Genomic DNA, 15,531 nt, shown 5'->3' on the forward strand with positions numbered 1-15,531 from the left:
TTGAAAAACGCCATGTTCGAGGTGTTGCATGACACACGCGTTAAGGCCATGTGACAGATTGAAGGCATGGCCCTCAACGGGCGCGCCTTGCCCCGTGCAGGGTGCAAGGCGCGCTTTGTCTTACCTGGGCATGGCGGGATGCGCTTCCGGCGGTTGTTCGTCCATGTAACCCCGGCCGTCCTTCACGCCGGTGCGCCCGGCAATCTGCCACGCGGTGCGTTGCCCGATCAGGCCGGCGAGAAACTCCAGTTCTTCGTCGGTGTGGTTGATGGCATTGGCGGGGGTGAGCAAGCGGCCGTTCTTCGGCTCGACCTCACCCCAGAACGACTGGTGGTAGCTGGCTTCGGAAACCGCCCGGTTTTCGCCAGCGACCAGATTCACCAGCCCATAGCAGTTGCAGAAATAGGTGCGCCCACCTTGGTCGGCCATGACTTCGGTGTACACACCCGTGCCCCGAATACCGGCCGTGAGCGTGGGAGTGACGATGGCACGGCTGCGGCTGCGCCCGAACACGCTCACCAGGGCGCCGTTGAGCAGGCGCAGCAGGCTCACGGTGTTGATGGTGCTGCCGCGCTCCACCGTGAGGCGCGAGTTCTGCCGCACATGAAACGCGGCGTTGCCGATCACGAACACCAGGCGTGACGCCGGGCCCGTGAGAATTTCATCGCCGGTCTGCACCGTTTGCTGCGGCAACATGCGCCGTCCGTTGAGCAGGATGTCGCCCACAAAGTCCACCACGTTGCTGCGCTGCTGTGCCATGGCGGCAGGCATGCCACCCATGGCCACCCAGGCCGCGGCGGCCTTGAGGGTGTCGCGGCGATGGAACCAGAGCACTTCGGCTTCGCTGCGGCCTTGCAGGATGTGCTGGGTCATGTGTCGTCTCCGGTGGTGGGGGAAGGCAGCGCGGGTCCATCATCCGTGACAAAGCTGTCGCGGACAGTGAAGAAGATGGAGGTGTGGAACATGGAGGCAATGAACAAGCCGGCCGGATAGACCACCAGATTGAGCGCCTGTGAACCACCGAGCAGCGTGGCCAGCAGGCCCATGATCAGCACCAGCATGAACATCACGCCCACCCAGCCCATCATGTAAATGAAAAATGCGCCCTTGTTGCCCCAGCAGGCCATGAAGCTGAAGAACAGGCTCTTGACGGGACTCACGCCATGCCAGTGCACCAGTGCGGGCGCGTGCCAGAAGGCCATCACTGTGGGCAGGTAGATCAGCAGCCCGAACCAGAAACCGGGGTTGTTGAAGATGGCCTGGACGGCCATTTCCGGTGTGGCCTGCGAGCCTTCCTGCAGCTCCATGGGGGCTGATGTACTGCCCACCAGGCCCGCAAAGGCCACCACCAGCAACAGGGCCGCAGCGTACATGCCGCCCAGAATGAGCATGGGTTGCGCCTTTTTCGCGCCGGAGCGAAACGCCGTGACGAGCGTGGTCGGCATGGGAAACCGGCCATTCAGCGCCTCCCGGGTGGCGGCCATGAGCCCCAGCGTGGCAGCAGGCACCAGCACCAGCGAAATGGCAGTGCCGAAGAGCGGAATCACCGACAACACCGACACCACGGCCATGAACATGAAGAACAGGCCCGTCATGGCCAGCGGCTGGCGAAAAAAGGTCTGGATGCCGAGCTTGACCCAGACGATGCCGGTACCGGCAGGAACGATGCGAAGTTTCATGGAGTGATGGAGGCGTTCGCTGCGCGTTTATGCGGCCGGGCGAAAGCGATGGGAGGGCAAGCGGGCATGAGCAAAAACCTCAGCCTCTCAGGCCGCCGCACAGGTTTCCTGGCTGGACGTCAGAACGGCTGGGGTGCCTGCTTGTTGGAGGCGGGTGCGCAATACCCGCTCGAAGTGACTTGGGTCGTGGGCCTGCAGCATGGCGGCTTCCCGTGGCAGGTGCAGATCCCACAGGCGCGAAATCCAGAACCGGAACGCACCGGCACGCAGCGTGGCAGGCAGCAGTTGCCGTTCGGTCGCCGTGAGCGGGCGCACCGATTGGTAAGCCGCCAGCAATGCCTGCGCACGCGCGGGGTCGTGTGCCCCGTCGTCGCTGTCGGCGCTGTGCCGCACGCACCAGTCGTTGAGGCACACGGCCAGGTCAAACAGGAAGGTGTCGCAACCGGCGAAATAAAAGTCGAACAGCCCGGTGAGCTCGCCGTCCTCGAACATCACGTTGTCGCGGAAAAGATCGGCGTGGATGGGGCCGCGCGGCAGGGCCACACACGCAGGCGAGGCAGCCACATGGTTCTGGTAGGCCAGCTCGGACCGGATCAGGCTGGCCTGATCAGGGTCGAGAAAGGGCAGCACCACCGGAACCGTCTCGTTCCACCAGGACAGGCCGCGCAGGTTGGGCTGGGTGAGTTCGAAGTCGCGTCCGGCCAGGTGCATGCGCGCCAGCATCTCGCCCACGGCTTCGCAGTGCACCACAGAGGGCTGCAACTCGCTGTGACCACGCAGACGGTCCACGACCGCGGCCGGCTTGCCCTGGATCGTGTGCAGGATGTCGCCGTTGGCGTTGGCGGCCGGATCAGGCACGGGAATGCCCTTGCCCGCCAGGTGTTTCATCAGGTGCAGATAAAACGGCAGTTGCTCGAACCCCAGCCGCTCGAACACGGTGAGCACATGCTGCAGCGTGACCCCATCGCGCTCGCTGGTGACGAAATAGTTGGTGTTCTCGATGCCGCCCTTGATGCCCTGCAGGTCGGTCAGATCGCCCAGATCGAGGGCGTGCAGCAAGGCAGCGGCTTCGGCAAACGCCACTTCGGTGTAAACGGCCATGAAAGCAACCCGCTTCAGAAACTCAGGATGCGCCAGCTGCTGCGTCCGGCGTTACCGGTGCGTTGACCCGCCACATCGCCTTTGGACGATGGCACGCCTGGTTCGGTGGTGATCTGGTAGGCGGGGGCGCCGTTCTTGGGCCGCACCTCGATGCTCTTGGTCTGGCCGCCCACCCGCAGTTCGTCGATGCGCGAGAGTTCGTCTTCGTGGGTGATGCGTTCGATGCGATCGGCTGCCTGCGCGCGCTGCGCCGCGGCGGCCGCAGGCTCGGGGGCGGATGCTTGCTGTGCGGTGGCGGACAGCACGGGCATGAGGGCCAGCGCGAGCATCAGGGGGCGGATTTGGGCGTTCATGCCGCATTGTAGGCAGGCTGAAGCTCCGTGAGCGCACCGGGGCTACTTCCCCTGCCGGGTTGTTGTACCGATTTCCTACACAATCGTGCCATGTCAGACGCCCAATCCCCCGCCCCCACCCTGTTGCTGGTCGACGGTTCCAGCTACCTCTACCGCGCGTTCCACGCCATGCCCGACCTGAGGGCCGTGCCCGGCGACCCGGCGAGCCCGGCCACTGGGGCGATCCGCGGCATGATCAACATGATGCAGAAGCTGCGCAAGGATGTGCGCGCCGACTATGCCGCCTGCGTGTTCGACGCCAAGGGGCCGACTTTCCGGGATGCGTTGTATCCGGCATACAAGGCCAATCGCTCGCCCATGCCCGACGACCTGCGCTCGCAGATCGGCCCCATCCACGAAGTGGTCAAACTGCTGGGCTGGCGTGTGCTGGACGTGCCCGGCGTGGAGGCCGACGACGTGATCGGCACGCTGGCCCACACCGCGGCGCAGCAGGGCATCACCTGCATCATTTCCAGCGGCGACAAGGATCTGAGCCAGTTGGTCAACGAACACATCACGGTGATCGACACCATGAACGACCGCCGGCGTGACGTGGCCGGCGTGACGGCGGAATTCGGTGTGCCGCCCAGCCTGATGCTGGACTACCAGACCCTGGTGGGCGACCAGGTGGACAATGTGCCCGGCGTGCCCAAGGTGGGCCCCAAGACGGCTGTGAAATGGCTGCTGGAATACGGCTCGCTGGAGGCACTGGTTGCTCGCGCAGACGAAATCAAGGGGGTGGCCGGCGAGAACCTGCGCAATGCGCTGGAGTGGCTGCCCAAGGGGCGCGAACTGCTCACCATCAAAACCGACTGCGATCTGGTGGAGCACGTCGTGGGACTGCCTTCGCTGGAAGCCCTCACGATCGGCGGGCAGGACTCCGAAGCGCTCAAGGCATTTGCCGAAACCTATGGCTTCAAGGGCCTGGTCAAGACACTGGTGCAGCACGATGTGCCGCCTGAACTGATCGAGGAACACCAGGCCAAGGCAAAACCCGCAGGCAGGGCGGGCGGCGGCTCGCCGGGGCTCTTCGACGAGCCCGATCTGAGTGGCAGCACCGAGCGCCCCAGCAACCTGAAGTACGACACCATCCTCACCTGGGCGATGTTCGACGACTGGCTGCAGCGCGTGTTGGCGGCCGATCTGGTGGCGGTGGACACCGAAACCACCTCGCTCGACGAGATGCGTGCCGAGATCGTGGGCATCAGTTTCAGCGTGAAGCCGGGCGAAGCCGCCTACATCCCCTTGCGCCACGCGGGGCCGGATGCGCCCGAGCAACTGCCCTTTGACGAGGTGCTGGCGAAGCTCAAACCCTGGCTGGAGAACCCCAAGCACGCGAAACTGGGCCAGCACGTGAAGTACGACCGCCACGTGTTCGCCAACCACGGCATCGAGGTGCAAGGCTATGTGCACGACACCATGCTGCAGAGCTATGTGCTGGAAGTGCACAAGCCGCACGGCCTGGCCAGCCTGGCCGAGCGGCACCTGGGCCGCCAGGGCATCAGTTACGAAGACCTGTGCGGCAAAGGCGCGCACCAGATTCCGTTTTCGCAGGTCGATGTGGCCAAGGCAGCCGAGTATTCGTGTGAAGACAGCGACCAGACGCTGGACGTGCACCTGGCGCTGTGGCCGCAACTGCAGGCCGATGACAAACTGAAGTTTGTGTATGAACTCGAAATCGCCAGCAGCGAAGCGCTCTACCGCATCGAGCGCAACGGCGTGCTGATCGATGCGCCCACGCTGGCAAAACAGAGCCACGAACTGGGTTCGCGTATCCACGCGCTGGAGCAAGAGGCCTACGAGATTGCCGGCCAGCCCTTCAACCTCAGCAGCCCCAAGCAGCTCGGCGAGATCTTCTTCGACAAACTCGGCCTGCCGGTGATCAAAAAAACCGCCACCGGCGCGCGCAGCACCGACGAAGAGGTGTTGGAAAAGCTGGCCGAGGATTACCCCTTACCCGCCAAGATCCTGGAGCACCGAAGCCTCTCCAAGCTCAAGGGCACCTACACCGACAAGCTCACACTGCTCACCCTGCCGCGCACCGGCCGTGTGCATACCCACTATGCGCAAGCGGTGGCCGTGACCGGCCGACTTTCCAGCAACGACCCCAATCTGCAGAACATCCCCATCCGCACACCCGAAGGCCGGCGCGTGCGAGAGGCCTTTGTGGCCCCGCCGGGTCACGTGATTGCCAGTGCCGACTACTCGCAGATCGAATTGCGCATCATGGCCCACATCAGCGGCGACGAAGCCCTGCTGCGCGCCTTTCACGAAGGCATTGACGTGCACCGCGCCACAGCAGCAGAGGTGTTCAGTGTGGACGCTGCGCAGGTGAGCAGCGAGCAGCGCCGCTACGCCAAGGTGATCAACTTCGGGCTGATCTATGGCATGAGTGCCTTCGGGCTGGCCAAGGCGCTGAGCATCGACAACACGGCCGCCAAGAACTACATCGCTCGCTATTTCGAGCGCTTTGCCGGCGTGAAGCAGTACATGGACGACACCAAGGCTCAGGCCAAAGCCCAGGGTTATGTTGAAACCGTGTTCGGCCGACGTCTGTACCTGCCCGAGATCAACAGCCCCAACGGCCCGCGCCGAAGCGGGGCCGAACGCGCTGCCATCAACGCCCCCATGCAGGGCACGGCGGCCGACCTGATCAAGCTCAGCATGGTGGCGGTGCAGAAAGCGCTGGACGCCGACCAGCGCGGCACCAAAATGATCATGCAGGTGCACGACGAACTGGTGTTCGAAGTGCCCGAGGGCGAGGTGGAATGGCTCAAGACCAGCATTCCTCAGCTCATGGCCGGTGTGGCTGAGCTCAAGGTGCCGCTGCTGGCCGAAGTGGGGGTGGGGCCGAACTGGGACAAGGCGCACTGAGGATCCCTGCAGGGACGCGTGTGAGGCGCTGCCTGGTGGGGGTCATGGACAGGCAGGCTGGCCGGGCGCCGGGACGGGCGAGTGTCGGCTTCAACGACCGCTGGTCAGCATTGCTTCGATCGCCTCACCCAGCTCGATCACCGCCATCGCGTAGTAGCTGCTCCAGTTGTAACGGGTCACCGCGTAGAAGTTGTCGGTGCCCAGCACATAGCTGCGCGGCGCATCGCCGTTTTCCAGTTCGACCAGGGCCATTTTCCCGATGTGCTGTTGCGCCTGCTCCTGCAGGATCAGGCCCTTGTTGGTCAGGCTCTCGACATCGAAGCTGGGCAGGATGTCGGGCGCCAGCAGGGTGGGCAGATCGAGCCGGGTGTGGTCGAAGGCGACGGGGTAGTGGGTGGGCATGCCGGGGTGCCAGCCGAAAGCCTTGAAATAGTTCGCTACCGACCCGATCACATCGGCCTGGCTGTTGAACAGGTCGATGCGGCTGTCGCCGTCGAAGTCGATGGCGTACTTGTTCCAGCTGCTGGGCATGAACTGTGGCCAGCCCATGGCCCCCGCATAGCTGCCGCGAAACGTCTGCGGGTCCACGCCGCTGCGGTCTGCGAGGCTGAGGAACTGTTCCAGCTCGTCCCTGAAGAACTCGGTGCGCACGGCTGCCCTGGGGTGGGCGGTCGGGAAGTCGAAGGCCAGCGTGCTCAGCGCGTCGATCACGCGGAAATTGCCGGTGTGGCGGCCATAGAGCGTTTCCACCCCGATGACACCTACGATCAGGCTGGCGGGCACGCCAAATTCACTTTCGGCGCGGGCCAGGGTGTCACGGTTGTCCTGCCAGAAGCGCAAGCCGGCATTGAGCCGCGTGGGTTCGATGAACCGGGCCCGGTAGGCCGCCCAGTTTTTGGGCGTTCCACTGGGTGCGGGGGACATGAGGCGAACCACATTGGGCAGGTGCTGCGCCTGCCCGATCTGCTGGCGCACCCATGTGGGGTCCAGATTGCGCCGCGCGGCCAGGTCGTCGGCAAAGGCCATGGCGCCGCTGTGCTGGTGATAAAAGAAAGCGGGCGCCTGGGCCGCTGGACGCGTCTTGGACGCACCGCTGTTGGCGAAGGCACCCGTGCCAGCCGCCAGACCCACACCCAAAGTCAAGGCCGCCACGGCAACCGGGCGGACACAACCAAACCTGAACATCAACGATTTTTCTCCCTGGGCCACACAAGCTGTCTGAATTCAGAACGAAGTGTACCGAGGGAGTGTGTGCTGGACTTGCTGTAGCGCTGTGCTTCGAGTTTGAGCAACCATTGTTTCAAGGGGGTGGCTTCCTCCGCGGCAAAGCGTTGTTCCACCAGCGTGGCCAAGGCGCGTGGCGGCAGGTGCTCGGTTTGGCTCAGGCCCAGCTTGTCAAGCTGGTGTCGAGCCTGCTGCAGCAGCCGCAGCCAGGGGTCGTGCTGCTGGCGCTCCCACAAGGTCCATGCGGCGCCGGCCAGACTCACCAGCACGATCACGCCGAGCAGCACATAGGCCAGGTCGGTCCAGCGCGGGGAATCGAAGCCCAGGTTCTTGAGCAGTTCCAGCTGGCGCCCCTGGGTGTAGTTCAGGATCCACTGGTTCCACCGGTTGTTGACCGCTTCCCAGAAGTCTCGCAATTGAGTCGCCAGCGAAGGGTTGAGGTTGCGGAAGGCCGATGCCAGGGCGCCTTCTGCCGGGCGCAACCGGTCCAGCGAACCGATGCGCCATTCAGCCACGGCGGCGGTGGGGTCCACCCGTACCCAGCCCTGCCCCGCGAACCAGACCTCGGCCCAGGCGTGGGCATCACGCTGGCGCACGGTCCAGTAGTTGTCGATCGCGTTGAGTTCGCCCCCCTGGTAGCCGGTCACGATGCGTGCGGGGATGTCCATGGCGCGCATCAGGATCACGAAGGCGGAGGCGATGTGTTCGCAGAAACCCTCCTTGCGATCGAACCAGAATTCGTCGGCCGTGTGCTCGCCGTAGAGCCCGGGATCCACCGTGTAGACGTAGCCGCCGGTGCGCAATTGCCCCAGCGCTGCCTGTACCAGGGCCTGGGCGTGCTCGGGACCCGAGCCGTGCTGGCGCCGGAGTTCCTGGGCCATCGCCAGCGTGCGCGGGTTGAAACCGCCGGGCAGCTCCGTGTGGTCTTGCAGGGCCACCTGCTGGCTGCGTGGCCCATGGCGGAAGTCCGGGTAGCTTTCTACCCGGAAGCGCACCAGGTCGTTCATGGGCCGGCGCGTCATCCATTGCAGGTCTGCCGTCATGAGTGGCACGGCGCCGGGCAGCGTGGGCGCGGTGGGCGTGGCCTCCAGGACGAACAGCCAGGGTTGGTTGGTGGGCTCCTGGATCACCTCGTAGCGGACCGGCTCACCGCGCACCGCGAGTTCTGGTTGAAGCTGCATGGACGCGGGGAATCCTGTTCGCAGGCCGCGCCATTCCCGACCATCAAAATCGCTGAACACCGGGCCTCTGAAATACAGCGCGCCCAGCGGTGGTACCTGGTCGTCGAATCGCACTCTCAGCGCGATCTCGTCGACTTCCATCAGGCGGGCCACGTCGCCGATTCGCATGCGCTCAGACAAACCGGTGCGCCCGGTCATGGCATCGCTGGGTACCCCCCAGAGCGGCGCAAATCGCGGGAACAGCATGAACAGCACCAGCATGACCGGTGCCCCCATCAGAGCCATGCCGCCTGCGGTGCGCGCGGCCAGCAGCAGGGGCGGGCGGCCCACCGGCATGTGGGCATTGACCAGCGCGGTCAGCAGTCCCAGCAGCGCGAGCAGGATGCCCGCTGCCGTCAACAGCGACTGGGAATAGAAGAAGTGGGTGAGCAGTGTGAAGAACGCCAGGAAGAACACCACGAAGGCGTCGCGCCGGGCGCGCATTTCCAGCGTCTTCAGCGCCAGAAGCACCACGATCAGCGTGACGCCCGCATCCCGCCCCAGCAGTGAACCGTGTGTGGCCCAGGTGGCTGCCAGGGTAAGGGTCAGCAAGCCTGCGCGCCAGAACCAAGCCGGCAGCGGCAGGCCGCGCAGCGCCAGCGTGGCCCGCCAGATCAACACCCCGGCTGTCAGCCCGGTGCACCACCAAGGGATGTGGCCGATCTGCATGAAGGCCACCCAGCCCACCACGACCACCAAAAAAAGCGTGTCGCGGGTGTCGCGTGGGAGAGAAGACAGTGACAGGACAGCCATGTCAGAGAGCGCAACGGCGCGAGGTGGTACATGCCACGGCAGCCGTGGAACTGGCTTCGCCAGGCCACAGGTTGCGTCTCCCTCCCGCAGGAGAGGGGGAAGACGCGAAGCGGCGCAGGGGGTGATTCATACCAGGGCCAGCGCTTTCAGACAACGTGAGCGGTGGGACGGGCCCTGGTCCGGCGACAGCTCGCGACCGGGCAGCCGCAGGCCGTAGTCCATGCCCAGCTGATCGGCCATGATGACCCAGGCCGTCAGCCGGGACAGGCGGGCTTCGTGGTCTGCGAGCCCGCATTGGGCATGATCCAGCCAGAGCTGATGGCGCTGTGTGGAGAGCGCATCGCGGCTGACCAGATCGGTGCGCCCCGCGGCAAACGCCTGGGCCGCTTTTTTCCAGACCACGGCGCGGATGGGATCGCCGCGCCGGTAGGCCCGCACCCCGTCAAATTCCCCGGTGCTTTCCACGCGGGCAGTCCCCTGGTGCCCGGCTTGCGGCTCCCCTGCGGGCAGGGGCGGTGCGTGGGCTTCCACGGCGGGATAGATCAGCACCTGTGAAGCAGGGCGCCACACCGTCCAGACACGGAAAGTGCCCAGTGGGTACATCGTGGTGGCCATCAGTGGTGGCAGGCGGTGCAGACCCCGCTGCAGGGCCGGCCAGGCCACCCGCACCTGGGCGCTTCCCTGCGCGGGCACATCCGCCCAGCCCAGTGGTGTGGTCCGGGTGTCCTGGTCGACCACGCCCAAGCCGATACCGTAGCGTATGCCCTTGCGTTCGCTGACCAGGCGGATGTCAAGCGATACCGCCTGGCCCACATGAACGGGGGCGGGGGGCGAGAGATGCAGCGTAAGGCCGCGCAGATTGCCGTGGCAGACGTACATGCCGACCAGCGCGCAGCCGGCCAGCAGGAACGTGAGCAGATAGCCCAGATTGAGCTGGTAGTTGATGCTGGCCACCAGCAACAGGGCGAGCGTGAAGGCCAGCATCCAGCCCGGGCGCGACGGGAGGATGTAGACGTTGCGCTGGGTCAGCGTGAGGGTGTCGGTGCGAGGCAGGCGGTCGTGCCACCAGGAGCGCAGACGTGCTTTGCCGGCACGAACCGGGTGGGCCCATCCCGAAACACCGCGGACCCGGCTCTGCGGCGCTGCCCCCTGGGCGGAGGCGCCCAAGGCGCTTCGGCGGAGGGTCATGGCAGCGGGGTGGCCTCGACCATGGCGCGCACCTGTTCTACCGCGCCACGACCTGCATCGCTCACCGGAACGAGACGGTGTGCCACCGTCTGGGGCAGGATGGCGGCAATGTCGTCGGGGGCCACGTAGTCGCGCCCGCTCAGGAAGGCCTGTGCCTTGGCCGAGCGCACCACGGCCAGTGCGGCGCGGGGTGACAGGCCTTGCGCAAACCAGCGGCCCGATCGCGTGGCGGAAACCAGGTCTTGCAGGTAGTCCAGCACCGGCTCTGCGGTGTGCACCGCGCTGACTGCTTGTTGCAGGCGTGCGAGGTCAGCAGGCGTGAGCACTGGCTGCAGCTTCTCCAGCATGTCGCGCCGGTCCTGGCCGCGCAGCAGTTCTCGCTCGGCGGCTCGGTCGGGGTAGCCCAGCGAGAGGCGCATGTGGAAACGGTCCAGCTGGGACTCGGGCAAGGCGTAGGTGCCCAACTGGTCATGCGGGTTCTGTGTGGCGATCACGAAGAACGGCGTCGGCAGCGCGCGTGTGGCACCTTCGACCGTGACCTGCTTCTCTTCCATCGCTTCGAGCAGGGCGCTCTGGGTCTTGGGGCTGGCGCGGTTGATTTCATCGGCCAGCAGCACCTGGGCGAACACCGGGCCGGGATGGAACACGAAGCCTTCGCGACCACGCTCGTAGACGGACACGCCCACCAGGTCGCTGGGCATGAGATCGGCGGTGAACTGGACCCGCGAGAACTGCAGCCCAAAAGAGCGCGAAAGGGCGTGCGCAAGCGTGGTTTTGCCGACGCCCGGCACGTCTTCAATCAGCAGGTGACCGCCCGCCAGCAGACAGGCCACGCAGTCCGCCACTTGCTGGCTCTTGCCCACAATGACCGTGTTAAGCTGATTCAAGAGTTGGTGTAATTTTGTATCGGCGTGCATGCCGCGAACCATACCGCAAAACCCCCATGAGCCAGGCCACCGGATATTTCACCCATCAGGATTGTTGGCGACACGAAATGGGTCGCGGCCACCCGGAGTGTCCCGAGCGGCTGGACGCCATTCAGGACCGCCTGCTCATCTCCGGTCTTGACGTGGCGCTGGAGCGCCGGGAGGCCACGGCGGCCTCGATGGCCGACATGGAACTGGCCCACGGCCGCATGCACCTGGCTGCGCTGCGCGGACTCAGCGACGGGCTGCGCGACGACATCGCAGCCGGGGGCCCCGAACATGCCCAGGTCGACCCCGACACCTCGATCAACGTGCACAGCTGGGATGCCATTCTGATGGCGGCTGGCGCTGCCATCGATGCCACCGATGCGGTGATGGCTGGTGAACTGGCCAACGCCTTCTGTGCCGTGCGCCCGCCCGGCCACCACGCCACGCGCAACCAGGCCATGGGCTTCTGCTTTGTGAACAACGTGGCGGTGGCCGCCAAATACGCGCTGGAGCGCCACGGCCTCAAGCGCGTGGCCATCATCGACTTTGATGTGCACCATGGCAACGGCACCGAAGACATCGTGGCCGGCGATGAGCGCATCCTGATGTGCAGTTTTTATCAGCACCCGTTCTACCCCGCCTGCGAGCACTCGACCGCGGCCAACCTGGTCAACGTGCCGGTGCCGGCCTACACCAAGGGCATGGAGGTGCGCGAGCTGATCGACATGTTGTGGATGCCCCGGCTGGACGCGCACCGACCCGAGATGATCTTCATCAGTGCGGGCTTCGATGCCCACCGGGAAGACGACATGGCCCAGATGGGGCTGGTGGAGAACGACTATGCCTGGATGACGCAGCGCATCATGGAAGTGGCGCAGCGCCACGCGAAAGGCCGGATCGTGAGCTGCCTGGAAGGGGGCTACAGCCTGAGTGCGCTGGGGCGCAGCGTGGAGGCGCATTTGCGGGTGCTTGCTGGGGTGTAGAGGACACCCCCCTGCGCCGCTGACGCGGCTTCCCCCCTCTCTGGCGCGCCTCCGGCGCTGGGAGGGGGGACGCACCCTGTGGCCCGGCGAAGCCGGTTCCACGGGTGCCCTGGTATGAGGCACCTCGCGCCGGAAAGTGGCTCGGCACTCCCCCTGCGCTGCTTCGCAGCTTCCCCCCCCCTCTCTGGCGCGCCTTCGGCGCTTGGAGGGGAGACGGCATCTCGGGCCGGCGGAGCCGGACCCTTGCTGCCCCTGGATCTGGGCACTTCGCTCCGGAAAGGGTTCGGTATTCCCCCCTGCGCTGAGGTGCCTCAGCTCGGGCTGCGTATTACCTGCTCACGACGGCCTGGCTCACGATCAGGGACGGGCTGGTCACTTTGGCGTCGAAGGGGTGTTGCTGGAAATCGAAGATTTCCTGGATGCGGCTGAGGTAGCCGCGTGTTTCAGCGTAGGGCGGTACGCCGCGGTGTTTGTCCACTGCGCCTTCGCCGGCGTTGTAGGCGGCCACTGCCAGCGCCACGTTGCCCTGGAAATAGGCCAGCAGCCAGCGCAGGTAGGCCAGGCCGCCGCGGATGTTCTGCTCGGGATCGAAAGGCTTGTTGACCCGGAAGCGCGCGGCGGTCTCCGGGATCAGCTGCATCAGGCCCTGGGCGTTCTTGTGTGACACGGCCTGAGGATTGAAGTTGGACTCTGCGCGGATCACGGCAAAGGCCAGGCCGGGGTGGATGCCGTATTCAGGTGCGAGGCGGTCAACGATGGCGAGGATCTTGCGGCGCTGGGGCGTGTCGGCCAGATCGCGGTAGCGGGCCTCTTGCCGGGCGCGCTCCTCGGCGGCCAGCCGTTCGGCCTGACGCTGGGCTTCGAGTGCTTCCGCTTGCACCACGCAAGGCGGTTTTTCTGATCGCAGGCCCACGATCTTCAACATGTTCGCGGACTGCGGGTGGCCTTGCTCGGCGGCCTGATGGAAAAAGAACGAAGCGTAGGCGTCGTTGCGTTCGGTGCCGCGCCCGTTGGCGTACATCCACCCCAGGCGATAGCGCGAGTCGGCATCGCCCGCCAGTGCTGCTTTGCAGTACAGGGCCATGGCCTGCACCGGGTCGCGTTTGACGCCATGGCCGTGCTCCAGGGCAACGGCCTGTTCTCGCCATGCGCTTGTCTGAGCGTCTTGCGGTGCCTGGGTGGTCGGCTGTGTTGAAACGGCCCCTGCGCTGGATGCGAAGCACCAGACCATCAGGAACAGTGGGCTCAATTTCATGGCTCTATGACGCGACCGGGGTTGAGAAGATTGAGAGGGTCCAGCGATTGTTTGATCTGCCGCATCAAGGCCAAGGCCACCGGGTCCTTGTAATGGGGCAGTTTGCCCACCTTGAGGCTTCCGATGCCGTGCTCGGCACTGATGGAACCATGGTAGCGCTTTACGGCGTCAAAAACCAGAGAGTTAAGCTTTTCTTCGTAAGAATTGAGGAAGAGCGGGCCGTCTGCGCCTTCGGGAGCTTGAACGTTGTAGTGCAGGTTCCCGTCGCCCAGGTGGCCGAAGTTGACCAGCCGCACACCGGGAATCTCGCGCTGAAGCAGCGCATCGGTTTCCTGACAGAACGCCGGTATGCGCGACACCGGCACACTGATGTCGTGCTTGATGTTGAGCCCCTCTTCGGCCTGAGCCAGTGGGATGCTCTCGCGCATGTGCCAGAGCTGCTTGGCCTGGGCCAGGCTCTCGGCGACCACCGCGTCGCTGAGCACCTCGCGTTCCAGTGCGGTTTCCAGCAGGCGTTCAAACTGTTGCCTGGCGTGCGCATCTGATTCGCTGTCGCTGTTCTCCAGCAACACGCAATAAGGTGCGTCGCGCCACAGGGGTACCCGCAACTGCGAAAAATGTTTGTCCACCAGGCTCAACGCGAACTGACCCATCACCTCGAAGCCGGTGAGGCCCGCGCCCAGTTGCTGGTGAGCCAGTCCAAGCAGTGTCACGGCGGCGTCCAGCGAGGGCACAGCGGTCCAGGCGGTCAACCGCGCGGCGGGCCGGGGGTAGAGCTTGAGCGTGGCGGCGGTGATGATGCCCAGCGTGCCTTCGCTGCCGACAAACAGATTGCGCAGGTCGTAGCCGGTGTTGTCCTTGCGCAGGCCGCCGAGGCCATGCCAGATCTCGCCCTGTGCCGTGACCACCTCAAGCCCCAGGCAGAGATCGCGTGTGTTGCCGTAGCGCACCACCTGCGTGCCTCCGGCATTGGTGGACAGGTTGCCGCCAATGGTGCAGCTGCCTTCGGCGGCCAGGCTCAGTGGGAACAGCAGGTCGGCGCGCTCCGCCACTTCCTGCAGGTCTTGCAGCACGCAGCCCGCCTCCACCGTGAAAGTGAGGTTGGCCGCGTCCAGCTCGCGCACCACGTTCATGCGTCTCAGGCTCAACACCACCTGGGTGCCGGTGTCGTCAGGCACCGAGCCCACCACCAAGCCGGTGTTGCCCCCCTGCGGCACGATGGAGACGCGGGCGGCCACACAGGCTTTCACCACCTCGGCCACTTCAACGGTGCTGCCCGGGCGCACCACCGCCAACGAACGACCGTGGGCGCGCTTGCGCCAGTCCTGCTCCCAGGCCGAGAGGTCGGTGGCGGGGTCTTCGTGCGTGAGCACATGGGCGTCGCCCACCAACGCACGCAACCGGGACAGCAGGTCCTTCATGGCTTGCTCACTGATTGAGGGCCCACGGGATCGGCCGCAGCGCCGGTGGCCAGAGCGTGGCGGGCGACGTCGGCGGCCACCGCTTCCTTGCCGGCTGCCCGCAGGCGGATGCGCACATGCAGGGCGCAGGCCGTGAACAACAGGATGCACAGCAACACCTCGGCACCGGCAAGCCACGCAGAGAGCCCTGTGTCGCTGGTGGCGCGCACCGCGCCTTCGGTGAAATAGATCCACACCAGCAGGCTGAGCCAGCGGTACGTGTACATGCGGTTCTTCAGCAGGCCGGCCAGTGGCAGGGTGAGCGGCAGCACCTTGATCGCCAGCCAGGAACCACCCGGACGCAAGGGCGCCAGCCACAGCTCCCATGCCAGACCCAGGACGATCAGGCCCAGCAGGCTGCCCACGGCGAGCCAGCGGGTGGCCTCGACGGCAAAAGGGTTCGCTGGGGGCGCGCCGGCGGGCAGCGGGGAGGAGGCCGTTGGAGAGGCAGACATGTCAGACGGTAGAGGGCAGCAGATGGCATGATA

13 protein-coding genes are annotated in these 15,531 nt (G+C 65.5%); 2 read left to right on the forward strand and 11 right to left on the reverse strand.

The window, feature by feature from the left end:
• Window positions 1-120 precede the first annotated feature (120 nt).
• The 4 genes from J2W49_RS01555 to J2W49_RS01570 form a co-directional block, all read right to left on the reverse strand.
• Entirely contained in the window at window positions 121-873 is a 753-nt protein-coding gene (locus tag J2W49_RS01555; RefSeq protein ID WP_310310859.1) for a FecR family protein, read from the reverse strand.
• Window positions 870-1,679 (reverse strand): BPSS1780 family membrane protein, encoded by an 810-nt coding sequence (locus J2W49_RS01560; RefSeq protein ID WP_310310861.1) that lies wholly within the window; start codon window positions 1,677-1,679, stop codon window positions 870-872. The genes J2W49_RS01555 and J2W49_RS01560 overlap by 4 nt, the downstream gene beginning before the upstream one ends.
• Window positions 1,680-1,766: 87 nt before the next feature.
• Window positions 1,767-2,780, reverse strand: a complete 1,014-nt coding sequence (locus J2W49_RS01565) for a homoserine kinase (RefSeq protein WP_310310864.1) — start codon at window positions 2,778-2,780, stop codon at window positions 1,767-1,769.
• A gap of 14 nt (window positions 2,781-2,794) precedes the next feature.
• Window positions 2,795-3,133 carry a hypothetical protein gene (locus J2W49_RS01570; RefSeq protein ID WP_310310867.1) on the reverse strand — a complete coding sequence of 113 codons (339 nt, stop codon included), beginning with the start codon at window positions 3,131-3,133 and terminating at the stop codon, window positions 2,795-2,797.
• 90 nt (window positions 3,134-3,223) lie between these two features.
• On the opposite strand from J2W49_RS01570, the gene polA reads away from it, so the two are divergent.
• Window positions 3,224-6,046, forward strand: a complete 2,823-nt coding sequence (polA, locus tag J2W49_RS01575; RefSeq protein WP_310310869.1) for a DNA polymerase I — start codon at window positions 3,224-3,226, stop codon at window positions 6,044-6,046.
• Window positions 6,047-6,136: 90 nt separating this feature from the next.
• Here polA and mltB read toward each other — a convergent pair whose 3' ends face one another.
• The 4 genes from mltB to J2W49_RS01595 form a co-directional block, all read right to left on the reverse strand.
• Window positions 6,137-7,231 (reverse strand): lytic murein transglycosylase B, encoded by a 1,095-nt coding sequence (gene mltB / locus J2W49_RS01580; protein ID WP_405000964.1) that lies wholly within the window; start codon window positions 7,229-7,231, stop codon window positions 6,137-6,139.
• On the reverse strand, window positions 7,231-9,243 hold the full coding sequence (locus J2W49_RS01585; protein WP_310310871.1) for a transglutaminase TgpA family protein: 2,013 nt from the start codon (window positions 9,241-9,243) through the stop codon (window positions 7,231-7,233). Before J2W49_RS01585 ends, mltB begins: the two co-directional genes overlap by 1 nt.
• A 126-nt stretch (window positions 9,244-9,369) precedes the next feature.
• Entirely contained in the window at window positions 9,370-10,431 is a 1,062-nt protein-coding gene (locus J2W49_RS01590; RefSeq protein WP_310310874.1) for a DUF58 domain-containing protein, read from the reverse strand.
• Window positions 10,428-11,348: an AAA family ATPase gene (locus J2W49_RS01595; protein ID WP_310310877.1), complete on the reverse strand. Its 921-nt coding sequence runs from the start codon at window positions 11,346-11,348 to the stop codon at window positions 10,428-10,430. The genes J2W49_RS01590 and J2W49_RS01595 overlap by 4 nt, the downstream gene beginning before the upstream one ends.
• Before the next feature lie 26 nt (window positions 11,349-11,374).
• Here J2W49_RS01595 and J2W49_RS01600 point away from each other — a divergent pair, with 26 nt between their 5' ends.
• Window positions 11,375-12,328: a histone deacetylase family protein gene (locus tag J2W49_RS01600; protein ID WP_310310880.1), complete on the forward strand. Its 954-nt coding sequence runs from the start codon at window positions 11,375-11,377 to the stop codon at window positions 12,326-12,328.
• Window positions 12,329-12,656: 328 nt separating this feature from the next.
• Here the strand turns inward: J2W49_RS01600 and J2W49_RS01605 are convergent, their stop codons facing one another.
• The 3 genes from J2W49_RS01605 to J2W49_RS01615 are packed head-to-tail and all read right to left on the reverse strand — an operon-like array spanning window position 12,657 to window position 15,498.
• On the reverse strand, window positions 12,657-13,583 hold the full coding sequence (locus tag J2W49_RS01605) for a transglycosylase SLT domain-containing protein (protein WP_310310883.1): 927 nt from the start codon (window positions 13,581-13,583) through the stop codon (window positions 12,657-12,659).
• Window positions 13,580-15,004, reverse strand: a complete 1,425-nt coding sequence (locus J2W49_RS01610) for an FAD-binding oxidoreductase (RefSeq protein ID WP_310310885.1) — start codon at window positions 15,002-15,004, stop codon at window positions 13,580-13,582. The genes J2W49_RS01605 and J2W49_RS01610 overlap by 4 nt, the downstream gene beginning before the upstream one ends.
• Entirely contained in the window at window positions 15,001-15,498 is a 498-nt protein-coding gene (locus tag J2W49_RS01615; RefSeq protein WP_310310888.1) for a DUF2069 domain-containing protein, read from the reverse strand. Before J2W49_RS01615 ends, J2W49_RS01610 begins: the two co-directional genes overlap by 4 nt.
• Window positions 15,499-15,531 lie beyond the last annotated feature (33 nt).

Origin of the sequence: Hydrogenophaga palleronii, from assembly GCF_031457455.1 — a bacterium.
GTDB classification, from domain to species: domain Bacteria; phylum Pseudomonadota; class Gammaproteobacteria; order Burkholderiales; family Burkholderiaceae_C; genus Hydrogenophaga; species Hydrogenophaga palleronii_A.